Here is a 22,709-nt window from a genome sequence, read left to right as displayed (position 1 = left end):
CTATGCGCTATCAGGACAAGCGCGCCTCGTCGAGGCCTCTTGGGCAGGAAATAGGCGACTGGGGCGTAGGAAACGGCAAATGGCCGAATATTTTTGATCCTAGCGGTTTTGTGTGCATTGCAGCATGTCCATAACCCAGACAATAGGCGCGCGCCGACCGCGCCAAAACAGGCTTTATGTCTGACATAAGGCCATTTTTGCGCAAGGCGTCAGCGGTTTGGCCGAATCACTTGGCTGGTCATGCCACGTTGGGGCGGATCTGCTGTCCGCCCGCGGCCCACCGGCTCTAGCGTTTCCACACCACCAGCTTGACCATGCTGCCGGGCGTCAGCCGCGTGGTACCTGCGGGCAGACCGTTGAGCACCAGAAAGCGCTCTGCCGCATTGTCATTATAGGCCATGCGCGCGGCCATGGTGGCCACCGTATCGCCCGGCCCGGCGCGCACGACATCGACAATGCGCGGACGGATCGCTGCGGCTTGCGCAGGCGTGATCCGGGTGAAGCCGTTGACCAGCGGGGCCAGATCGCCCAGCCCCTGTCCGGCGGGCTGCATCACGGTAAAGGCATAGGCCCGCTCCGGCGCCACCGCGATAGCCACCACGGTCAGGTCCATCGTGGTCGATCCGGTGTTCCCCCGCAGGCTGGCGCTCATGCTGGGCATGCCATTGATCGTGCCGGGGATGCCCTTGATCTCGCCCACTTGTCCGTCCTTGGCGATCGCCTTGAACCGGGCGCGCAGCACCGCGCCCAGATCACCCTTATAGGCCCCGCCGGTAAAAATGGCCTGCCCCTGACCATGGCCCTGTCCATTTCCGGCCTTGGCGGTGATGGTGACCGCGTCCGATCCGTTCGACATGCCATAGCCCGCCGGAACCGTGAAACGCAGCCGGTCGGGCGGATAGGTGAAGGTCTGGCCCTCGATCACGCCCTGTTGCGGATCGTCGTCATAGATCATGCCGCGCAGCGAAAGCAGGAAGGCCTCGTTGGCCTTTGATCCGGGCGGCGCGCCTATCCCCATCTGGCGCGCCCGGTCCAGCGCGCGGGTGACGCGGGCCTCGGGATTGGGGTGCGACATGGCCCAGCCCGGCGTTGTGCGCGCATTGCCGGCAAGGCGCGATTCCAGCCCCGTCTGCGCCGCCAGCGAGGCCAGCATCGTCGAGGCATAGGCCGGATTGTAGCCAGCCTTCTGCATATATACGCCGCCCAGATCGTCGGCCTCGAATTCCTCACCGCGCGAATAGGCCATGACATGGCCCGCCACCAGACGGTTGATCCCGGCCTGTCCGATCTGATTGCCCAATTGCCCGATCGCGCCCCCGCCCAGCACGCTGCCCAGCACCGCCTGGCCCAGCGCGCCCAGCAGGGTGGAACGCTGGGCCACCTGTTGGCGCTTTTCGGAATGGCGCGCGGCGATGTGGCCGGTTTCATGGCCCAGCACAAAGCCCAGTTCATCCTCGTTGTTCATCAGCGCCAGCAGCGCGCGCGTGGTGTAAACATAGCCGCCCGGAATCGCGAAAGCATTCTCCACCGGCGAATTGAGCAGGGTGAACGTGAAGTCGCGCTCGACATTGCTGATGCCCGACTGGCCCGCCACGCGCAGGCCCACCCGGCGCACCATCGCGGCCTGCGGCCCGGCATAGGCCCCGCCATATTCGGAAACCATGTCGGGATGGGCCTTGGCCCCGGTGGCGCGGTCATCGGGCGAGATCGCCTGCGGTCCGGGCATATTGATCGGAGGCGCCGCCGCCGTCAGCGCCATCAAGCCTGCCAATGCCAATCTCTTCATAACAGTCCCCTGCCCATCGGGGACAAGGGGTAGCGTCGATAAGGGGGCGGTTGCAACAGGGTTTGCGCGGGCGACTCCACCGCGCGGCGGGACAAAATGGTTTCCGGGGCCGCACGAATTATTCCGGTTTACCGCAAATTTGTCATTTGCCGACCCTGGTTCGAGGGCGCGGCGGTTTTTGGGTTTGGCGACATGGGATGTTCGGAGAAACCAAAAGGTCCGTTTTAAATTCATGCTATTCAATCAAATTATTAACATGGAAATTATGGAATGAATTTCGGAATAAGTAACTTTGCCTATAGACTTTCTTGAAAATTACATAAATCGAAAGGTCGATCACCCGTGCATTTACCAGTTTCATGGCCGCCGCCATTAATTTCTTGGGGCCATAAACGGATATATTCAATCAAGGGTGATTCAAATGGCCAACATCGTTTCAACATATAACGCTGCCGGTGTTTTGCTCAAGGCTAGCGCGACGCCGCTTAAAGGAATTAGCATCCCACTCGGCGCAACGTCGGTTTCCGGTACTTCGGGTGCGGACCTGTTTCGCGGCACTGGCGCCGGCACTACCTTGCTTGGCGGTGCTGGCGACGATTCCTATTATGTCTATTCGGTCAAGGACAAGCCGGTTGAATACGCGAATGGCGGTGTTGATACCGTTTATTCGACAGTCAACTGGAAGCTGACCGACAATTTCGAAAATCTTCAGCTCGACGGCACCAATACATGGGGCATCGGCAACAGCCTGGACAATATCATCGCGGCCAGCAGTGGCACGCATTGGCTGGATGGCGGGCTGGGCAATGACGTGCTGATCGGCGGCACGGGGGCGGACACTTTCGTCCACAAGGCCGGCGAAGGCATGGACACCATCGTTAACTTTACCACCGGCACCGACACTTTGCGTCTGTTCAACAGCGGCCTGACCAGCTTTGCCCAGATCAAGCAGCATATGGTGCAGATGGGCAGCAATGTTGTCATCCGTCTGGGCACCAATGACTCGGTCACGCTGGTCAACCACAACATCAGCGATTTCACCGATCGGGACATTACCGGCAGCCTGAACCTGTCGAATCTGAAGATGACCTTTGATGATGAGTTCAACTCGCTCAGCCTCAATAACGGCACAAGCGGCACGTGGAACACGACCTATGGTTATGGCGGCCCCACCGCGATGAGCAATCGCCACCTCAATGACGAGGTGCAGGTCTATACCGATCCCAACTGGCGCGGCACGACCGGCACGATGACGCCAATCAATCCGTTCTCGATCAACAACGGCATCCTCAACATCACCGAAACCAAGCTGACCGCGGCGCAATCGGCGGCCAACTGGGGTCTGCAATATTCCTCTGGCCTGCTGACCACCAAGTCGAGCTTCTCGCAGCTTTACGGCTATTTCGAAGTCGATGCCAAACTGCCTGCCGGGCAAGGCATGTGGCCCGCCTTCTGGCTGTTGCCCGCCAATGGCACCTGGCCGCCCGAACTCGACGTTTTCGAAGAACTGGGCAAGGATCCCAACACGCTCTATCTGACCGCGCACACCAGCGCCAACGGCACCAAGAACCAGTCGGTCCAGTCGGTGGTCACCATTGGCGATGTGACCCAGAACTTCCATACCTACGGTGTTTTGTGGACCGCGACCGATCTGGTCTGGTACATTGACGGCAATGCCGTGGCCCAAACGGCGACACCGGGCGATATGCATTCGCCGATGTATATGCTGCTCAACCTGGCTGTGGGCGGCGCATGGGGCGGCGGCACGATCGGCACCCCCGACAGCGCCACCATGCAGGTCGATTATGTGCGGGCCTACAGTATCAATCCCGACACCACCACGGCGCAGGCGCAGGCCGCGCTGAGCACCGGCGGCGCGATCACCGCGACGGGGCTGACCGACATTGCCGCAACGCTGGCCAAGGGCGGCCTGTCCAACGAGATCAAGGGCGGGATCGGCGCCGACATCATCAGCGCCACCAAGGCTTCGAGCTTTTTGACGGGTGGGGCGGGCAATGACACTTTCGTCATCTCCAAATCGGTTCTGGACGATACGATGGGCGGCAGCGGCGTGCAAAAGGTCATCACCGACTTTGAAGGCGCCAGCGTATGGCAGGCGGGGGCCAATGACATGTTGCTGCTCAACGGGTTCAGCGCGGGTTCGACGCTGAGCTGGATTGCCGATGATCCCTCGAATGCCTCGTTGGGCTATTACGACATCCATGATGCGGCATCGGGCCATGATTACATGATCGGCATCCTGTCAAAGAACGGTATGCATGTCAGTTCGGCCACGGATGTAAGGTTCTATTGATCCTGGGCTTTTGCTCCATCGGACGCCGCCTCTGCCATGGGCGCAGGGGTGGCGTTCGTATTTTGTGCCATATCCGAGGCAGGCTCTGCGCCAGCGGGCGAAAGAAAATATCCGGTGCGCCGATCTTCGGTCAAAGTGGCACTAGTTTTGATTTATTCGAATGATATCCGATCTAATTATAGCGGCCAAGTTATTGACGTGCATTAGGAATGATACCTAACCTATGCAGGTCATTCAGGAGCCGTGCTGTGCCCCAAGCCAAGTCAGAACTCTTTTCTTCCTGCCCTTTGTCTGCGCTGCGATGGGCGCCGGTGCTGCTGACCTTTTCGTCCAGCCCCGCCGCGGCCCAGGCCACCGATCTGGAATGGCGCTCGATCGTCACCCAGGGGCAATCGCAGGATGTGCGGATGGAGGCGCTCAATGTGCCCACCACCGCCACCGTAATGGGGCGCTATCGCCCCGATTATTTTCCGGTCGGCGGGCGGATCGGCTCCTTCTTCCTCTATCCCCGCCTCGGCGCGACGGTTGAGGCGACCGACAATCTTTTTGCCTCCAACACCTATCGCGCAGTCGATGTGACCACGCGGGTGAACGGATCGGCTCTGCTCACCTCGTCATGGTCGCGCCATGCCTTCGATATGCAGGCCTTTGCCAGCCAGAACCTGCACGCCCGCCATGGGAGCGAGGATACGACCAATTACGGCGGCATCGTCGATGGCCGCCTCGATTTCGGCAAGAGCAGCGCGGTGACGCTGGTGGCCAGCGGCGAACGCGGCACGCTCGACCGCTCCGATTTCACCAGCCCGGCCAATGCGCTCAAGCCGGTCAATTTCAACCGCTATTTTGGCGAGGCCAAGGCCCAGCAAACGTTCAATCGCCTGCAGATCAGCGGCGCTGTCAAACTGGCCCGGCTGGAATACAGCAACACGATCGCGCGCGACGGATCGCTGATCGACCAGCAATTTCGCAATGGCGATTTCCTGACCTATCAGGCCAGCGTCAGCTATCGCCTGCACAGCGGCATCCGCATCATCTCGAACGGAACCTACACAGTCGCGCGCTATGCATTGCCGGTTGCCCAGGCGCTGCAATCGAACAATCTGGACCGCAATTCGCACAAGAAGCGGGTTGAGGCTGGGCTGCGCTTTGATTTCACCGATCATCTGGTTGGGGTGGTGCGCGGCGGCTGGATCGGCGTCGATTATGCCGATCCGCGCCTGCGCTCGTTCAGCGGGCCGGCGTTCAGCGCCGACATGGTCTGGACCCCGCAGCGCTCGACAACGGTGCGGATCAAGGCGGACCGCCGGATTGACGAAAACACCTCGACAACTTCTGCGGGCCTTCGCGTCACCGAAGGGGGGCTCTCGGTCGAGCATGAACTGTTCCCCAACCTCCTGCTGGGCGCGCGGACCAGCTATGCCGACCTCTCGCCGCTCGGCCCGGATGCCAAGAGCCAGATGCTGACGGGGGGAGGGCAGGTGCGCTATCTGATGAGCCGCAGGTTGAATTTTGTCCTCGACCTGCTGCACCAGCAGCGCACGTCGCAAAGCACACAGTGGCGTTTCGACGAAAACCGCATCATGATTCAGGCCAATCTGACGCTGTGACATTGTGTCGACGAAAAGCGGCGGATCATCGGGAATGATGATCCGCCGCTTTTCGTTGTGCCTGGGGTGTGGGATTATTGTGCGGGTTCAGGGACGCTGGTTTCCAGCGCTTGACGCGCGCCTTCATCGCGCACGGGGCGGGGACGGCGGACGCCCGGCACAAAGGCGCCGTCAACCTGCGAGAGAACCTGTGTCAAAATCGGCAGGTTCCCCCGGCGCGCGACCCGGTCATAATGGGCCTGGGCATCATAGAGCGGCACCTTGGGTGCGATATAGCGCGCCTCAAGCAAGCCCAGCGCCCCCATCAGGTTCAGCTTGGCCGAGGCTTCGCGGGCCACGGCATTGTAGTAATTGTTGCGCATCGACTGAAAATTGCTGGCCAGCACCAGAACGTCGAATGTGCTGCGGTCGCCCGCCTTTTGCTGGCGCACCGCGCCCACATAGGCGCTCTGGGCGCGCTCCATGGCGTTCTGGAAATGGACGATGCTCAACCGCGCGGCGGCCAATTGGTCCCATGCCGATCCGACCGCCTCGCGTGTGTCGCGCAGGGCCGAATCGATCAGGCGCCAATCGGACTCATCGGCCTCCTTGGCCTCCTGCAATTTGCCCGCCCGCAATCCGGAATCGTAAAGCGGCTGTGTCAATGCCAGTTGCACCACCACCTGCGTATTGCGCAATTGGTTGTTATAGGGCGAATTGCTGGAATAGGCGAAGCTGCCTTGCGCATCGATGCGCGGGCGAAAATCGGCGCGCGCGGCCTGTTCATTGGCGTGGGACACGCGCTCCTTGGCCCGCGCCGTGGAAATCAGCGCGCTGTTCTGCTCGGCATAGGCATAGGCATCGGCAAGGGTGCTAAAGGGCGCTTCGGGCAGGTCCACATCGGCCAGATCGCCAGGAGGCGCGCCGACATATTGCATGAATTGCTTTTGCGAGACGCCCAACTGGCCCTGCGCCTGCATCATGGCGGCCTCGGCGGTTTCGCGTTCGGATTCGGTTTGGTCCAGATCCGTTTTGGTCAGATCCTTGTATTTGAACCGGGCCCGGTTGCCTTCAAGCTGACGGTCGAGAATCGCCAGATTTTCACGCGCGATGGTCAAAAGCGCCGCATCGCGCCGCACAGCAATATAGGCGGCCACGACATTGCCCAACACCTGCATTTCAGTCAGGCGCAAAGCCTCGCGCTGATATTCGGCAGAGGCGATCGCGGCCTGTTCATTGGCGGCATTGCGTCCAAAGGTCAGGATCGGCTGTGTCAGCACGGCCGACGCGGTGTAGGCCCAGCCGCGCGCGCCGGCCCAGAGGCCGGCCACCAGTTCTTCCTTGGTACGGGTGAACGTATCGCCCAGCGTCACCGTCAGGCTGGGACCATAGGCTGAGCGCGCCACTGGAACGCCAAAATCGGCCGAGCGGGCCTGCGCGCGGGCGGACAGCAGCAGCGGATTGTTCTGGTAAGCCATGGCGATGGCGTCGGCCAGGGTCGATACCGTGGGCGCCACATTCATTTCGCGCGGGCTGCGCGGGCGGGTTTTGCCCTTTGGATCGGCCAGCGGGCAGGCCATGTCGCGTCGGCAGACCAGCGGTTCGCCCGCCGTCGAGGCCGGTTGAACCGAAGGCAGGGCCGCCTCATCCTTGTCGGATGAACTCATGGGCGGTGCGCGCTCTGCCAAAGGTCTGGCCGAGGGGCGGGCGCCTGTTGGCGATGCCTGCGGCGTGGCCGCCAGTGCCGCGCAGGCCGCCAGAGCCACCGGCGCAATGCCGATCAGCAGCGATGCCTTCATCCAATAAAGCTGAGATAGACGCATGATAGGACATCACCCGACAAAGATCGTTCAACGAGAATGTCCAGATTTATAGCCCCTTCCGCAGGTGCAGGGCGAAAGATCGCATCCAAGACGAACCTATTCCGTGGCGGTGCAGCGTTGTTCTTTGGGCGGAAGGATGTAATGGCGTGCTATGAATATTTGCCGATATGGCGTTATCGATGTAATGTATTTGCCATCTGGGTAATTTTTGGCGGCATGGCTTGGGGATCGGCCATGGGCGTGTCTACATTCCACAATGATTGGGAAAATAGCGCATTAGGCCGTAGATTCATAAACGCGGAGCCATAGCCGCATTGAGGCGAGCTGGGCCATTGCGAGGAAGTTTTCGGCCAGTTTGTCTTAGCGGATGGAAACCCGGCGGAAGTGCTTCAACTTCGCGAAGAAGCGCTCGATCAGGTTCCGTTGGCGATAGAGCCAAGTGCTGAAGTACGGCTTTGATCGGCGGTTGGATTTCGGCGGGATATTGGCAAAAGCTCCCTTCTCGCGAAGGGACGCCCGGATGCGATCGACATCGTAGACTTTGTCCGCGAGCATGATCGTTCCAGCGCCAACATGATCGAGCCTTGCATCAGCGGCTTGGCCGTCATGGCTTTGCCCCGCCGTCAGGCTCAGCCGGATCGGGAGGCCTTGCCCATCGACGACCGCATGGATTTTGGTCGTGAGCCCGCCTCGGGAGCGACCGAGACAATGATCTCGATCCTCCTTTTTGCCGTCGCAGCCTGCTGGTGCGCCCGGATGGAAGTGCTGTCGATCATCTGGATGTCGCCATCATGCGCGGCGGTGACGGCATCCATCATCCGGTCCCAGACACCGGCTTTCCGCCATCGAACAAAGCGGTTGTAGCAAGTGGTGCGCGGCCCGTAGCGTTCGGGCAAGTCGCGCCACGGTGCGCCAGAGCGTAGCACCCAGAATATGCCGTTTAGCACGCAGCGATCATCGACACGCGGCACGCCGCGCGGCTTGTCCGGCAGCCGCGGTTCGATCACGCGCCACTCGAAGTCGGTCAGGTCATATCGGCTCATGCCAATGCTGAATCAGACTTGTGGCATTCGATCAATATCCCGGCTTCCACGGTTCGTTTTCGAGCGAAACAAGATCGCCGTCCGCCAAAAGCCGCCATAGCGCCACGATCTTCTCGGGTGGCACGTTGGTCATATGCCGGGGGTCGCCCTCTTCCAGATTCTCAAAGACGACATACCCGCCTCGGTATGCGCCAAGATACCATTCGCCCTCATGCGTCACACTGAACGAGGTGTGCTCTTCGTCGTTGGGATCGGCGTCAAGCTCTTGCAGTAGGGCAGGAAACGCCGAATCCGGTGCCTTGTCCATATTCCCCAACCGATGCGTTACATGAAAGCCCATCCCACACCCCAAATCGCGGATGAGCATGAGCTATAGGAGAACGTGAGCCATACCGCCATTTATGAGTTCACGGCCTAGCACTACTTTGGCAGAAAAGTGATTTCAGCGCCCTGTAGCGTGCAGCCGCAATGTGGACAATGGAGCGATTGCGACTGATGTAGGCGATCAAGGATGGCTTGCCGGACTGCTGGCAGACTGGGTTGAGGGGGCGGTCCGGAGACTCTTTTTTTTCCGCCCCGCTTGGGCGAGGCGGCGATATTGCAGGAAGGCGTAGGCCATCATCGTCATTAAGGCGTGTCGATGAAGGCCGGTCCAGGAACGCCCCTCAAAGTGGTCCAGGCCCAACTCCTCCTTGAGTTGCTGGTGGGCTTGCTCACAAATCCATCGAGCCTTGATGGCCCCGGCGACCTCCTTGACCGAGGTATCGCCGGGTAGGTTCGAGAGATAGTATTTGCGCTCCCCGTTCGAACGATGTTCGCCCACCAACCAAACTTCCTCGCCGGGCATATGCTGTGCGCCAGCGGCACCTATTCGCTGCGGCGCGCCATCGGCGATGCGCACGCGCATGGCAGCGAAGCGCGCCACCAGGCGCCCTTTGGTTCCTCGGCGCCAACTCACCTGACGCCACTTGGCATTCTCAAGCATGGTGTGGGCCGCGACCGACTTGATGTCGGGCACATGGCGCAAGCGCGGTCGTCCACGCCCCGCTACGGGGAAAACCAGTTTTACGTCAGCAGGGTAAACCTTCTGATGTTTGGGAATGCCCACGGCCCAGCGCAGCCCGCGTGCGCTCAAGGCCTGTCTGAACGGGGCTGACAGGCCATAGCCCGCGTCGGCCAGTACGCAGCCGAAACGCACACCGGCAGCAACAATCCGGTCGATCTCGTCGATCGCGATGGAAGGCTTGGATTTGGGCTCACGAAACTCCGCTGGAACGCCAGCTTTGGCCATACGGCTATCATCCTGGGTCCAACTGTCAGGCAGGAATAACCGCAAGCTCAGCATGACGGGCACTTCGCCCGACGCCAGCGTCACCGAGACCATGGTCTGGCAATTGGCCTGCTTGCCAAGCGTCGAGGCATATTGGGGGGCGACGCCAACCGAACTGGTGCCCTTCTTGGGCATGGACGTATCATCGATGATCAGCCAGGCCTTCTCCCCGCCCACGAGCGCATCGGCTTGCTCCCACAAAGCGGTTTCCAGAGGCGCGCTGTCCCAGACGCCAGCGCCGATGAAATGGTGGAGGCGGTCATAGCTGATCTCACTGGCTCTGGCGGCCATCGGCTGAATGCTCTTGCGATCACCCGGCCCAATCAATCCGGCAATATAGGCTGGACACATCCGCCGACGCGTCTTGTTGCCAAGGCCCTTGAGAAATGGGTCAAGCCAAAGCTCGAGATCCGCCTGCCAATCCGCGTCCATCGCCAGCCTCCACTAAAGCTGGTTCCTCATGAATCACGCATCCGCCGCAAAGGGAATCCCAAAAATCACTTTTCTGCCAAAGTAGTGCTAGATGCCGTAATGGGCCAGCGTCTCCAAGATAGCCAAGTGGGTGGCTGTCCCTCAGAATGATGGTGTTGAACGAGGTCCGAGAGATCGGCCTCAAGCATCATGAGAGGAACAGCCATGGAGCATTATGCCGGAATCGATGTCTCACTGAAAGAGAGCAGCGTGTGCATTGTGGACGCGAAGGGCAAGGTGGTGCGGGAGGTTAAGGTCGCCAGCGAGCCTGAATGCCTTGTCGGTTATTTCGACGAGTTGGATCTGTCGGTGGTTCGCGTTGGCCTTGAAGCAGGCCCGCTTTCCCAGTGGTTGCATGCTGCCCTTGCCGCATCAGGTCGGGAGGTCGTGCTGCTGGAAACCCGCCATGTGAAGGCGGCGCTTTCGGCGATGACGGTGAAGACTGATCGCAAGGATGCGCGGGGGATCGCGCAATTGCTTCGCATGGGTTGGTATCGGCCGGTTCATGCAAAATCGCCACCGGCCCAGGATGTCCGGGCACTTCTGGTCGGACGCAAGCTTTTGCAGGGCAAGCTCCTCGACGTGGAACTAAGCATCCGGGGTATCCTGCGCGGCTACGGATTGAAGGTTGGCGAGGTCAGCCGTGGGCGTTTCGAGGCGCGCATTCGTGAACTGATCGAAGGACACCCCGCATTGTCGGTTGTGATCGGTGGGATGCTAGCCGCGCGAACCGCTCTGTGGGACGAGTTCACGCGGCTCCACCGGGCGATGCTTAAAATCGCCCGCGCCGACCAAGTCTGCCAGAGATTGATGACGGCACCTGGCGTAGGGGCGCTGGTTGCGTTGACCTATCGATCGGCCGTGGATGATCCGGCCCGGTTTGGGAAATCGAGCACGGTGGGCGCCTACTTCGGACTCACACCGAAGAAATATCAATCCGGCGAAACGGATCGCGATGGTGGCGTCAGCAAGGTCGGCGACGCGATGGTGCGGACCGCCTTGTTCGAGGCGGCGCATATCATGTTGACGCGAGCGACACGCTTTTCCAGCCTCAAGCGCTGGGCACTGGATGTAGCGCAGCGCCGCGGCATGAAACGCGCGAAGGTGGCACTGGCACGCAAGCTGGGGGTGGTCCTGCATCGCTTGTGGATCGATGCGACGGACTTTCGCTGGGGCGCGAATGCTGTGGCGGTATGAGGAGAGTGATGTGATTGACGCGGTGAAGTGAGAGTACGCCTCCGATAGCGGCCGCCCGTGAGATCAGAATTGGCTCCGGCGGTGCTCGGCGATGATGTCCTGGAGACAGTCGACGCCATCGCTGGAGAGAGCAAGAACAGGCTCATCGCCCGTGCCGTAAACCCAGATCAGTCCGTCTTCGGTGTCCATCTGGTCGGTGAGGTCAAAGAGGAAGTCCTCATCTTCGCCCAGGTCCAGTGCGACCCTGGTGAGGGTCGTGACGGCATAGACCTTGTTTCTCTGCATCAGGCGGCCAATTCTGCAATTTGAGTCTGCTGGGCTGCTTTCCAGTTCCACGGAAGCAACTCGTGCAACTGGCCTTGGGGTATGTCAGCGATGCGGGCGAGAACGTCGGTAAACCAAGCCAGCGGATCTATGCCGTTAAGCCGGGCCGAGCCAAAGAAGCTGTACATCATCGCTGCCCGCTCACCGCCGCGATCGGAGCCGACGAACAGCCATGCTTTTCTGCCTCGAGCCACACCGCGCAGCTGCCGTTCGGCCGCATTGTTTGTGAGACAGATCCTGCCATCGCCAAGGAAGGCGGTGAAACCCTCCCAGTCGTTGAGCATGTATGCGATGGCCTTGGCAACAGCATCGTGACGCGAGAGCAAGCCAAGATGCCTGCGCATCCAGACTTCGAGATCGCGCACAAGCGGGGCAACGCTGTCCTGCCGAACCTGCAGGCGCTGGGCGGCGGATTGGCCATTGATGGTGTGCTCAATGGCAAAGATCCGGTCGATTTGCTCCAGCGCCTCCATGGCAAGAGGTGAGACGATAGGCGGCTTGCCCTTTTTGCGTTTGAGTTGGCGCGCGACATCGACCAGTTCGAAGAACTGGCGACGTGAATGGGCCCAACAATTGGCGCGGGTCATGGTGCTTTGCCGGAACATTTCATTGAAACCGGCAAAGCGATCAACCTGAAGGATGCCGCCATATCCGGCCAGATGACCACGGGGATGTTCTCCCTTGCGATTGCGGGAGTAATAGCAGACCACGCCGGGCGGCGAGAGCCCGCCAAAGGGGCTGTCGTCGCGCACGTAATCCCAGATTCTGGCGATATCGGTCTTGTATCTGGCCAGCAGCGGCAGAGTGGTGTCGTCGGCATGGAGCCTGTCACCGCCCAGAACATGGGCTTCAAGGAGAAGGAACAAGGGCCTTGTCACGACACTGATGGCACCGATCTGGTCCGCCAGTGTCGAGAGACTGATCGGAATGCCTTCGGCTTCAAGCCGGTCGCGCTGAGAATTGAGCGGTTGGTGGAGACCATATTTCTGGAAGGCGAGGTTGGCGAGAAAGTGCGGCCCGAACATGCCGCGCGGCGTCACATGGAATGGCGCCGGGGGCTGGCTGATTTTCTCGCAACGACGACAGGAGACCTTCTCGCGGATCGTGCGGATAACCTTGTGGCGCGCAGGCACCTTCTCAAGCGTTTCGGTGATGTCGGCGGGTAAGCGGCTGAGACTGCCCGAACCACAACAGGGACATTGTTCAGGTGCCGGGATCACGATGTCTTCACGCGGCAGATCGGCTGGAAAGTCCCGGCGCGTGGCGCGCTTGCGGGTGAATGGGGCAACGCTCGTGGTTCTGGCCGCAGCGATCTGGCCTTCCATCTCAGCCGCACTGGCATCGGCCTCTGCTTCCTCAAAGGCGATCTCGAACTGATCAAGCACCCGCCGACGTTCGGAACTCGCGCCATATTTATCGCGGCGCATCTTCTCGTTCATCAGCTCAAGATGTGCGTTACGAGCCTGCAGATCGGCATTGACGGCCCGAACTCTGGCCAGTTCCGCTTCCGTCTCGAGAGCATGAGCCTGCGCACAGGACAACTCGGCGCGCAGGCGTGACAGCTCCTGGGAAGGCTCAATTGCGGACATGCGCCCGCATAGCAGAAATTCGTCAAAACCCCAGCATTTTCGCCATTTTCAGCGCCATTTCACCTTTCAGGAAAGCGCCCGAATGGGGGCTGAGTGCATCAACCAACCTGTGCCGGGCGCCAGGTTTCCTGCGGCGCGCGCCAGTCGATCCCTTCGAGCAGACATGCCAGTGCCGAGGCCGGGATCGCCACGGTTCCTTCCTTTGTTGCCGGCCAGACGAACCGCCCCCGCTCCAGGCGGCGGATGTATAAGGACATGGCAATCCCGTCATGCCACAGGATCTTGCACAAAGATCCGCTTCGTCCCCGGAAGACAAACAGGTCGCCGGTATGCACGTCCTTCCTGAGTGCCTGTTGCACCTGCAATGCCAGTGAGCGCATGCCTCGCCGCATATCGGTATGTCCCAGCGCTAGCCAGATCCGCGCATTGCCTGAAACGGGGATCATCGCGACAGCGCCTGCAGGACAGCGGTTGCCAATGGCAATGGCGCATGTTCGCCGATTTCCACTTCCGCTCCGTTCAGGCACACCCTGATGGCGCAAGCCCGGCGGGCAACTTCAGGTGGATCGGGCTGCACGACGACTTGCGCAAAACCTTGCGTTCCACCGTCCGGCGTAAAGCCAAACTCCTTGCGCCACCGGTAAAGCTGGCTTGGATGCACATCGGCCGCCCGCGCAACATGGGCCAGAACCGCACCAGGGGCAAAAGCCCGCGCCAATAGCGCCAGCTTCTCTGCATCATCCCAAATCCGACGGCGCTCCGAGCCTGCAAAAACCGTTACTTGTCCCACCACTGATCCTTCGCACCAGTACTAACACCAGAGCTAGCACCGGGGCCTAAATCCACACCGGATGGGCATCCACAAGGCGGCCGCTATCGGAGGCGTACAAGTGAGAGGACTGCGTCTGATGAGGTCCCGTCGCTGGGGCGCAGGCTTGGCAAGGTCGTGTGTAGTGCTGTGATCACCTCGGTGAAGCACGCTTCCTAGATTGACCTGTCAGCTTGAGGATCTGATGGCATGGTGTGGCAACCTCGGTGTTGACCACGGACAGAAGCATGATCCCGGCGACGAGATAATCATTCAGAGGGACTTGACGAATGCAGGCCCATTACAGAAGCATTACAGTTGCGTTTTTGACTTTATGTGAGCGCGCTTTGCGGCAGCCTGATGTGCTCGTCTCCAGCATGACCATGTGATAATATGGGCGGGCTCGATACGGCGCTGGGCAAGCTTGTTGGCGATGCGTCGGACTTCCTGAATGGACCATCGGATCAGATCCTGGTGCTCCGTATCCTCGGTCTTTTTGGGGGCGTCGGGGCATTGGCGCGATATCGGATCACCGCCATCATGGCGAAGGCGAGCATCACGAGTGAGATGTGGCGGTGCCAGCCATGCCATGATCGCGTTTCGTTGTGGTCAAGGCCGAGCTCGTTCTTGGCGGTTTCGAAGCTGTCTTCGATTGCCCAGCGATGACCTTCGACGGAAACAAGCGTCTGGATGCCTGTCCCGGCGGGACACCATGTTGTGAAGAAAGCGAGATCGCCATCGCTGATATTGCGGCGGATCAGAAGGCCCCGGGTCCAAAGCCCTGATTTCGTCTCATCATATTCATCAGCTTCGAGATCGGCGAGTTCACAGTAAGCCCAGTCATGAAGCCGCGCGCCCTTGGTTCCCTCGCCAGCAGACAGACGCTGCCATACATCGGGCGCAAGATCGCGGGCAATCTCCTCCGCTTTGCCCGCGACCATGGGCTTGCCTCCCCATGAACCGAAGTAATGATCGGATTTTACCCCGAGCACGTAGCCTTTACAGGCTCTGCGTAGCGCGCCTTCGATGTCGCCTACGCCATATACCGCATCGGCCGCCACCCATGAAAAGGGTACATCCGCTGCCAGCGCGCGCCCTATCATATCGACAGCCAAAGCCGGCTTGGTGGCAAAGGCGACGGTCTCGGGAACGTGCGCGGCAGCCAGCCTCGCCGGATCGCCGGTCCAACTCTTGGGCAAATAGAGCGCACGATCCATAAAGGCATGACCCCGTGTCGATACATAGGCGGCGAACACCCCGATCTGGCAATTCGTGATCTTGCCCGCCGAGCCGGTATATTGACGCGCAACACCACAGGATGCCTTGCCCTGCTTGAGAAATCCGGTCTCATCAATGACCAGAACGGCGTCCTGCGTAGCGAGGTTCTCGACAACATACTCCCGCACAATGTCGCGCAGCCCGTCCGCGTCCCAGCGCCCCCGGCCCAATATAGCCTGCTGTCGCCATGGCCCGGGATCTCCTGCCGCCTCAGCGCGCATCCAACCGGTCTTGCGGCGCTCGTCGCCCAACAAACCATCCAGAAAAAGGTTCGCCGATGCCGCAACTCGTTCCTGGGTGAACAACGCGCGCATACGCGGCTTCACATCCCGCAGCGAAGACGCCCATAGCTCCAGTGTCGTTTCGATCGATGCGCCAGTCATCCACGGCCTCCTTACCATGGAGACCCATTGATTCAGAATTTCAATCAATATGCAACTGTAATGCTTCTGTAATGGGCCTGCATTCGTCAAGTCCCTCTGAATGATTATCTCGTCGCCGGGATCATGCTTCTGTCCGTGGTCAACACCGAGGTTGCCACACCATGCCATCAGATCCTCAAGCTGACAGGTCAATCTAGGAAGCGTGCTTCACCGAGGTGATCACAGCACTACACACGACCTTGCCAAGCCTGCGCCCCAGCGACGGGACCTCATCAGACGCAGTCCTCTCACTTCACCGCGTCAATCACATCACTCTCCTCATACCGCCACAGCATTCGCGCCCCAGCGAAAGTCCGTCGCATCGATCCACAAGCGATGCAGGACCACCCCCAGCTTGCGTGCCAGTGCCACCTTCGCGCGTTTCATGCCGCGGCGCTGCGCTACATCCAGTGCCCAGCGCTTGAGGCTGGAAAAGCGTGTCGCTCGCGTCAACATGATATGCGCCGCCTCGAACAAGGCGGTCCGCACCATCGCGTCGCCGACCTTGCTGACGCCACCATCGCGATCCGTTTCGCCGGATTGATATTTCTTCGGTGTGAGTCCGAAGTAGGCGCCCACCGTGCTCGATTTCCCAAACCGGGCCGGATCATCCACGGCCGATCGATAGGTCAACGCAACCAGCGCCCCTACGCCAGGTGCCGTCATCAATCTCTGGCAGACTTGGTCGGCGCGGGCGATTTTAAGCATCGCCCGGTGGAGCCGCGTGAACTCGTCCCACAGAGCGGTTCGCGCGGCTAGCATCCCACCGATCACAACCGACAATGCGGGGTGTCCTTCGATCAGTTCACGAATGCGCGCCTCGAAACGCCCACGGCTGACCTCGCCAACCTTCAATCCGTAGCCGCGCAGGATACCCCGGATGCTTAGTTCCACGTCGAGGAGCTTGCCCTGCAAAAGCTTGCGTCCGACCAGAAGTGCCCGGACATCCTGGGCCGGTGGCGATTTTGCATGAACCGGCCGATACCAACCCATGCGAAGCAATTGCGCGATCCCCCGCGCATCCTTGCGATCAGTCTTCACCGTCATCGCCGAAAGCGCCGCCTTCACATGGCGGGTTTCCAGCAGCACGACCTCCCGACCTGATGCGGCAAGGGCAGCATGCAACCACTGGGAAAGCGGGCCTGCTTCAAGGCCAACGCGAACCACCGACAGATCCAACTCGTCGAAATAACCGACAAGGCATTCAGGCTCGCTGGCGACCTTAACCTCCCGCACCACCTTGCCCTTCGCGTCCACAATGCACACGCTGCTCTCTTTCAGTGAGACATCGATTCCGGCATAATGCTCCATGGCTGTTCCTCTCATGATGCTTGAGGCCGATCTCTCGGACCTCGTTCAACACCATCATTCTGAGGGACAGCCACCCACTTGGCTATCTTGGAGACGCTGGCCCATTACGGCATCTAGGCCAATATCAAGGCCATCTTTCATTGGGGGCATCGGAATTCTGATAAGGGAAATAGCGTTATTGTATTGCTTGCTTCAATGTATTGTAAATGAGTGTGAATGATCTCTGCTTTCCCTAAAATCGAGTTGTAGAAATAATTATAAATATTATTTTTGAAAATTATTTATAATAACGTCAAGCGCGATGGATTTTTTCGGCGCAATGCTTAACGGTTGGGGGATTTGACGATGAAGATTGCGATGGTTGCTCGGGCAATGTGAAGGCGGGGCGGCTGTCCTTCACCACCGATCTGGCCGAAGGGATCGAGGGCGCGCAGGCGATCTTCATCGCGGTGGGCACGCCCAGCCGCCGGGGCGACGGCCATGCGGACCTGTCCTATGTCTATGAGGTCGCGCAGGAAGTGGGCGAAAATCTGAAGACGCCGGCCGTGATCGTCACCAAATCGACCGTTCCGGTGGGCACCGGCGACGAGGTTGAGCGCATCATCGCCGAGACGGGCACCAAGGTGCGCTTCGGCGTAGCCTCGAACCCGGAATTCCTGCGTGAGGGGGCGGCCATCGGCTATTTCAAGCGCCCCGACCGCATCGTCGTGGGGGTTGAGGGTGAATGGTCCAAGGGCATCATGAACGAAGTCTATCGCCCGCTGTTCATCAACAAGGCGCCGATCCTGCTCACCAGCCGCCGGTCTTCCGAAATGATCAAATATGCCGCCAACGCGTTTCTGGCGGTGTACGCCTCCGATAGCGGCCGCCCGTGAGATCAGAATTGGCTCCGGCGGTGCTCGGCGATGATGTCCTGGAGACAGTCGACGCCATCGCTGGAGAGAGCAAGAACAGGCTCATCGCCCGTGCCGTAAACCCAGATCAGTCCGTCTTCGGTGTCCATCTGGTCGGTGAGGTCAAAGAGGAAGTCCTCATCTTCGCCCAGGTCCAGTGCGACCCTGGTGAGGGTCGTGACGGCATAGACCTTGTTTCTCTGCATCAGGCGGCCAATTCTGCAATTTGAGTCTGCTGGGCTGCTTTCCAGTTCCACGGAAGCAACTCGTGCAACTGGCCTTGGGGTATGTCAGCGATGCGGGCGAGAACGTCGGTAAACCAAGCCAGCGGATCTATGCCGTTAAGCCGGGCCGAGCCAAAGAAGCTGTACATCATCGCTGCCCGCTCACCGCCGCGATCGGAGCCGACGAACAGCCATGCTTTTCTGCCTCGAGCCACACCGCGCAGCTGCCGTTCGGCCGCATTGTTTGTGAGACAGATCCTGCCATCGCCAAGGAAGGCGGTGAAACCCTCCCAGTCGTTGAGCATGTATGCGATGGCCTTGGCAACAGCATCGTGACGCGAGAGCAAGCCAAGATGCCTGCGCATCCAGACTTCGAGATCGCGCACAAGCGGGGCAACGCTGTCCTGCCGAACCTGCAGGCGCTGGGCGGCGGATTGGCCATTGATGGTGTGCTCAATGGCAAAGATCCGGTCGATTTGCTCCAGCGCCTCCATGGCAAGAGGTGAGACGATAGGCGGCTTGCCCTTTTTGCGTTTGAGTTGGCGCGCGACATCGACCAGTTCGAAGAACTGGCGACGTGAATGGGCCCAACAATTGGCGCGGGTCATGGTGCTTTGCCGGAACATTTCATTGAAACCGGCAAAGCGATCAACCTGAAGGATGCCGCCATATCCGGCCAGATGACCACGGGGATGTTCTCCCTTGCGATTGCGGGAGTAATAGCAGACCACGCCGGGCGGCGAGAGCCCGCCAAAGGGGCTGTCGTCGCGCACGTAATCCCAGATTCTGGCGATATCGGTCTTGTATCTGGCCAGCAGCGGCAGAGTGGTGTCGTCGGCATGGAGCCTGTCACCGCCCAGAACATGGGCTTCAAGGAGAAGGAACAAGGGCCTTGTCACGACACTGATGGCACCGATCTGGTCCGCCAGTGTCGAGAGACTGATCGGAATGCCTTCGGCTTCAAGCCGGTCGCGCTGAGAATTGAGCGGTTGGTGGAGACCATATTTCTGGAAGGCGAGGTTGGCGAGAAAGTGCGGCCCGAACATGCCGCGCGGCGTCACATGGAATGGCGCCGGGGGCTGGCTGATTTTCTCGCAACGACGACAGGAGACCTTCTCGCGGATCGTGCGGATAACCTTGTGGCGCGCAGGCACCTTCTCAAGCGTTTCGGTGATGTCGGCGGGTAAGCGGCTGAGACTGCCCGAACCACAACAGGGACATTGTTCAGGTGCCGGGATCACGATGTCTTCACGCGGCAGATCGGCTGGAAAGTCCCGGCGCGTGGCGCGCTTGCGGGTGAATGGGGCAACGCTCGTGGTTCTGGCCGCAGCGATCTGGCCTTCCATCTCAGCCGCACTGGCATCGGCCTCTGCTTCCTCAAAGGCGATCTCGAACTGATCAAGCACCCGCCGACGTTCGGAACTCGCGCCATATTTATCGCGGCGCATCTTCTCGTTCATCAGCTCAAGATGTGCGTTACGAGCCTGCAGATCGGCATTGACGGCCCGAACTCTGGCCAGTTCCGCTTCCGTCTCGAGAGCATGAGCCTGCGCACAGGACAACTCGGCGCGCAGGCGTGACAGCTCCTGGGAAGGCTCAATTGCGGACATGCGCCCGCATAGCAGAAATTCGTCAAAACCCCAGCATTTTCGCCATTTTCAGCGCCATTTCACCTTTCAGGAAAGCGCCCGAATGGGGGCTGAGTGCATCAACCAACCTGTGCCGGGCGCCAGGTTTCCTGCGGCGCGCGCCAGTCGATCCCTTCGAGCAGACATGCCAGTGCCGAGGCCGGGATCGCCACGGTTCCTTCCTTTGTTGCCGGCCAGACGAACCGCCCCCGCTCCAGGCGGCGGATGTATAAGGACATGGCAATCCCGTCATGCCACAGGATCTTGCACAAAGATCCGCTTCGTCCCCGGAAGACAAACAGGTCGCCGGTATGCACGTCCTTCCTGAGTGCCTGTTGCACCTGCAATGCCAGTGAGCGCATGCCTCGCCGCATATCGGTATGTCCCAGCGCTAGCCAGATCCGCGCATTGCCTGAAACGGGGATCATCGCGACAGCGCCTGCAGGACAGCGGTTGCCAATGGCAATGGCGCATGTTCGCCGATTTCCACTTCCGCTCCGTTCAGGCACACCCTGATGGCGCAAGCCCGGCGGGCAACTTCAGGTGGATCGGGCTGCACGACGACTTGCGCAAAACCTTGCGTTCCACCGTCCGGCGTAAAGCCAAACTCCTTGCGCCACCGGTAAAGCTGGCTTGGATGCACATCGGCCGCCCGCGCAACATGGGCCAGAACCGCACCAGGGGCAAAAGCCCGCGCCAATAGCGCCAGCTTCTCTGCATCATCCCAAATCCGACGGCGCTCCGAGCCTGCAAAAACCGTTACTTGTCCCACCACTGATCCTTCGCACCAGTACTAACACCAGAGCTAGCACCGGGGCCTAAATCCACACCGGATGGGCATCCACAAGGCGGCCGCTATCGGAGGCGTACCTGGCGGTCAAGATCACCTTCATCAACGAGATCGCGGATCTGTGCGAAAAGGTAGGCGGCAATGTGTAGGATGTCGCGCGCTGCATCGGCATGGACAACCGGATCGGTTCGAAGTTCGTCCACGCCGGGCCGGGTTATGGCGGCTCGTGCTTCCCCAAGGACACGCTGGCGCTGCTGAAAACGGCCGAGGATTATGACAGCCCGACCCGCATCGTCGAGGCGGTGGTCAATGTCAATGACACGCGCAAGCGCGCGATGGGGCGCAAGGTGGTCGATGCGCTGGGCGGCCCGGCCGAGGCGCGCGGCAAGACGGCGGCGCTGCTGGGCCTGATCTTCAAGCCCAACACCGACGACATGCGCGACGCGCCCTCGATTGCGATTGCCCAAACGCTGGCGGATGCGGGCGTGCATGTGGTGGCCTATGATCCCGAGGGGATGGAGGCGGCCGCCCCGCTGATGCCCGAGGTCAAGATGGTGAACAGCGCCTTTGAGGTGGTGACCGGGGTCGATGTGGCCGTGGTCGTGACCGAATGGGACGCCTTCCGCGCCATTGATCTGGAACGGCTCAAGGGCGCGCTCAACGCCCCCGTCCTGATCGACCTGCGCAACGTCTTCGACCCCGCCGACGCCCGCGCAAAGGGATTCCAGTACACCAGCATCGGAAGGCAGTAAGCCTTTATCCAAAAAGGAAAAATCCTGCGCAGGCCGGTTCTTCGCGGGATTTATATTTTCATCGCGAGAGGTCAGCCCCGGCATTCGGCTGGCCCGGAATGATGGCCGCAGGCGCCCCCCCATCCGTCGGACGGGTCAGCACAAATTGCCAGAACCCCATCGACCAGCCCAAATGCATGACCGCCATGGCCAGCCCCGAAAATGCGACGCAGGCCGACTTTTGTTTCCAGCCCAGCATCAAACCATAGGTTCCGCAGGCCAAAAGCCACAGCAGCATCGGCACCGCCAGAAAAACAGCCCCAGGTTCAAGCGCCGCCAGCGGCAGCGCCATCAGGCCGATACAGGCCACCGGCGCCACCGGCACCGGTATCGCCTGACGCAGGCGCAGCGGGGAGCGGTGGCGGGCAATGTTCTGGGCCCGGCCAAAGCCATAGCCGCGATACTGGCGCAACAGGGCCAAGGGCGTGCGGCGCGGAAAATAGGTCAGCGCGCCCGTCGGCTCAAGCCAGATCCGACCGCCCAGCGCGGTCAGTCGCTTATCCAGTTCGGCGTCTTCATTATGCGAGAAGGCCTCGTCATACCCGCCCGCCCGGCAATAGAGCGACAGGTCGAACAGCGCATGATGGCCATGTTCGATCCACCGGCCATGGCCCAAATGCCGATGCGCTGCGCCGCCAGTGCCTAATCGCGAATTTTGCGCCGCCGCCACGCCGCGCTGGAAACAGGCAAAGCCATCCGTGACCATCGGGACGACAACAGAACTGGCCCCGGTTGTCAGCGCGGCATCGATCAGCCTGGCGGCATAATGGTCGGGATAAAGGCAATGGGCATCGATCCGCACCAGCCAGAGATGCGCCGCGCCAAAGCGCCGGACGGCCAGATTGACGCCGGCGCTTTGAATCCGGCGCGGATTGTCCAGCAGGATCAGATTGGGATGGTCGGCCGCCATCCGGTTCACAATGGCCCGGCTCTGGTCGGTGCTGCCGCCGTCGGCCACCACGATGGTCGCCCCGCCGCTCTGGGTCAGCAATTGGCTGAGCAGTCCGGGCAGATGCGCCTCTTCGTTCAGGCAGGGGATGACGATCAGCGTTTGAGCCAGAGCCTCTGTCGCCATGGGCATGTTCGGCGGGTTCATCGCAT

Annotated in this window: 18 protein-coding genes and 3 pseudogenes; 5 read left to right on the top strand and 16 right to left on the bottom strand. The window is 60.5% G+C overall.

Annotated elements, in window-relative coordinates; genetic code table 11:
* Positions 1-286: 286 nt before the first annotated feature.
* Positions 287-1,786, bottom strand: a complete 1,500-nt coding sequence (locus PQ457_RS14795; protein ID WP_273617553.1) for a M48 family metalloprotease — start codon at positions 1,784-1,786, stop codon at positions 287-289.
* Between the two features lie 574 nt (positions 1,787-2,360).
* Here PQ457_RS14795 and PQ457_RS14790 point away from each other — a divergent pair.
* Positions 2,361-4,100: a family 16 glycosylhydrolase gene (locus tag PQ457_RS14790; RefSeq protein WP_273617552.1), complete on the top strand. Its 1,740-nt coding sequence runs from the start codon at positions 2,361-2,363 to the stop codon at positions 4,098-4,100.
* 248 nt (positions 4,101-4,348) lie between these two features.
* Positions 4,349-5,707: an outer membrane beta-barrel protein gene (locus tag PQ457_RS14785; RefSeq protein WP_273617551.1), complete on the top strand. Its 1,359-nt coding sequence runs from the start codon at positions 4,349-4,351 to the stop codon at positions 5,705-5,707.
* A gap of 74 nt (positions 5,708-5,781) precedes the next feature.
* Here the strand turns inward: PQ457_RS14785 and PQ457_RS14780 are convergent, their stop codons facing one another.
* The 4 genes and pseudogenes from PQ457_RS14780 to PQ457_RS14765 all read right to left on the bottom strand — a co-directional run bounded on the left by PQ457_RS14780 (position 5,782) and on the right by PQ457_RS14765 (position 10,314).
* On the bottom strand, positions 5,782-7,509 hold the full coding sequence (locus PQ457_RS14780) for a TolC family protein (protein ID WP_273617550.1): 1,728 nt from the start codon (positions 7,507-7,509) through the stop codon (positions 5,782-5,784).
* 276 nt (positions 7,510-7,785) lie between these two features.
* Positions 7,786-8,552, bottom strand: a pseudogene (locus PQ457_RS14775) (IS5 family transposase).
* Between the two features lie 31 nt (positions 8,553-8,583).
* Positions 8,584-8,859 carry a hypothetical protein gene (locus PQ457_RS14770; protein ID WP_273617549.1) on the bottom strand — a complete coding sequence of 92 codons (276 nt, stop codon included), beginning with the start codon at positions 8,857-8,859 and terminating at the stop codon, positions 8,584-8,586.
* A 198-nt stretch (positions 8,860-9,057) separates the two neighbouring features.
* Positions 9,058-10,314 (bottom strand): IS701 family transposase, encoded by a 1,257-nt coding sequence (locus tag PQ457_RS14765; protein WP_273617548.1) that lies wholly within the window; start codon positions 10,312-10,314, stop codon positions 9,058-9,060.
* A gap of 204 nt (positions 10,315-10,518) precedes the next feature.
* Here PQ457_RS14765 and PQ457_RS14760 point away from each other — a divergent pair, with 204 nt between their 5' ends.
* On the top strand, positions 10,519-11,550 hold the full coding sequence (locus tag PQ457_RS14760) for an IS110 family RNA-guided transposase (protein ID WP_273617547.1): 1,032 nt from the start codon (positions 10,519-10,521) through the stop codon (positions 11,548-11,550).
* A 63-nt stretch (positions 11,551-11,613) separates the two neighbouring features.
* Here the strand turns inward: PQ457_RS14760 and PQ457_RS14755 are convergent, their stop codons facing one another.
* From PQ457_RS14755 to PQ457_RS14730, 6 genes are all read right to left on the bottom strand, one after another.
* Entirely contained in the window at positions 11,614-11,835 is a 222-nt protein-coding gene (locus tag PQ457_RS14755; protein WP_273617546.1) for a hypothetical protein, read from the bottom strand.
* Entirely contained in the window at positions 11,835-13,463 is a 1,629-nt protein-coding gene (gene tnpC / locus PQ457_RS14750; RefSeq protein WP_273617545.1) for an IS66 family transposase, read from the bottom strand. Before tnpC (PQ457_RS14750) ends, PQ457_RS14755 begins: the two co-directional genes overlap by 1 nt.
* A gap of 98 nt (positions 13,464-13,561) precedes the next feature.
* A complete protein-coding gene (gene tnpB / locus PQ457_RS14745; protein ID WP_273617544.1) occupies positions 13,562-13,909 on the bottom strand; it encodes an IS66 family insertion sequence element accessory protein TnpB in 348 nt (115 codons plus the stop codon).
* Positions 13,906-14,253, bottom strand: coding sequence for a transposase (locus PQ457_RS14740; protein ID WP_273617543.1), 348 nt, complete (start codon positions 14,251-14,253; stop codon positions 13,906-13,908). The genes tnpB (PQ457_RS14745) and PQ457_RS14740 overlap by 4 nt, the downstream gene beginning before the upstream one ends.
* 482 nt (positions 14,254-14,735) lie before the next feature.
* Positions 14,736-15,950 (bottom strand): IS701 family transposase, encoded by a 1,215-nt coding sequence (locus tag PQ457_RS14735; RefSeq protein ID WP_273619343.1) that lies wholly within the window; start codon positions 15,948-15,950, stop codon positions 14,736-14,738.
* 300 nt (positions 15,951-16,250) lie between these two features.
* Complete coding sequence (locus PQ457_RS14730) at positions 16,251-17,282, bottom strand: IS110 family RNA-guided transposase (protein WP_273617547.1); 1,032 nt, start codon at positions 17,280-17,282, stop codon at positions 16,251-16,253.
* 371 nt (positions 17,283-17,653) lie between these two features.
* On the opposite strand from PQ457_RS14730, the pseudogene PQ457_RS14725 reads away from it, so the two are divergent.
* Positions 17,654-18,127 (top strand): annotated as a pseudogene (locus PQ457_RS14725) (UDP-glucose 6-dehydrogenase); the annotation flags it as partial.
* Positions 18,128-18,159: 32 nt separating this feature from the next.
* On the opposite strand, the gene PQ457_RS14720 reads toward PQ457_RS14725, so the two are convergent.
* The 4 genes from PQ457_RS14720 to PQ457_RS14705 form a co-directional block, all read right to left on the bottom strand.
* Positions 18,160-18,381, bottom strand: coding sequence for a hypothetical protein (locus tag PQ457_RS14720; protein WP_273617546.1), 222 nt, complete (start codon positions 18,379-18,381; stop codon positions 18,160-18,162).
* On the bottom strand, positions 18,381-20,009 hold the full coding sequence (gene tnpC / locus PQ457_RS14715; RefSeq protein ID WP_273617545.1) for an IS66 family transposase: 1,629 nt from the start codon (positions 20,007-20,009) through the stop codon (positions 18,381-18,383). The genes PQ457_RS14720 and tnpC (PQ457_RS14715) overlap by 1 nt, the downstream gene beginning before the upstream one ends.
* A 98-nt stretch (positions 20,010-20,107) precedes the next feature.
* Complete coding sequence (gene tnpB, locus PQ457_RS14710; protein WP_273617544.1) at positions 20,108-20,455, bottom strand: IS66 family insertion sequence element accessory protein TnpB; 348 nt, start codon at positions 20,453-20,455, stop codon at positions 20,108-20,110.
* On the bottom strand, positions 20,452-20,799 hold the full coding sequence (locus tag PQ457_RS14705) for a transposase (RefSeq protein ID WP_273617543.1): 348 nt from the start codon (positions 20,797-20,799) through the stop codon (positions 20,452-20,454). The genes tnpB (PQ457_RS14710) and PQ457_RS14705 overlap by 4 nt, the downstream gene beginning before the upstream one ends.
* Positions 20,800-20,885: 86 nt before the next feature.
* Here PQ457_RS14705 and PQ457_RS14700 point away from each other — a divergent pair.
* Positions 20,886-21,569: pseudogene (locus PQ457_RS14700) on the top strand (nucleotide sugar dehydrogenase); the annotation flags it as partial.
* Between the two features lie 58 nt (positions 21,570-21,627).
* Here PQ457_RS14700 and PQ457_RS14695 read toward each other — a convergent pair.
* Complete coding sequence (locus PQ457_RS14695; RefSeq protein WP_273617542.1) at positions 21,628-22,689, bottom strand: glycosyltransferase family 2 protein; 1,062 nt, start codon at positions 22,687-22,689, stop codon at positions 21,628-21,630.
* Positions 22,690-22,709 lie beyond the last annotated feature (20 nt).

It is taken from the genome of Novosphingobium humi (genome assembly GCF_028607105.1).
Classification (GTDB): Bacteria; Pseudomonadota; Alphaproteobacteria; order Sphingomonadales; family Sphingomonadaceae; genus Novosphingobium; species Novosphingobium humi.
Note: the sequence above shows the minus strand (reverse complement) of the source record. Positions and strands in the feature narration are given on the sequence as shown.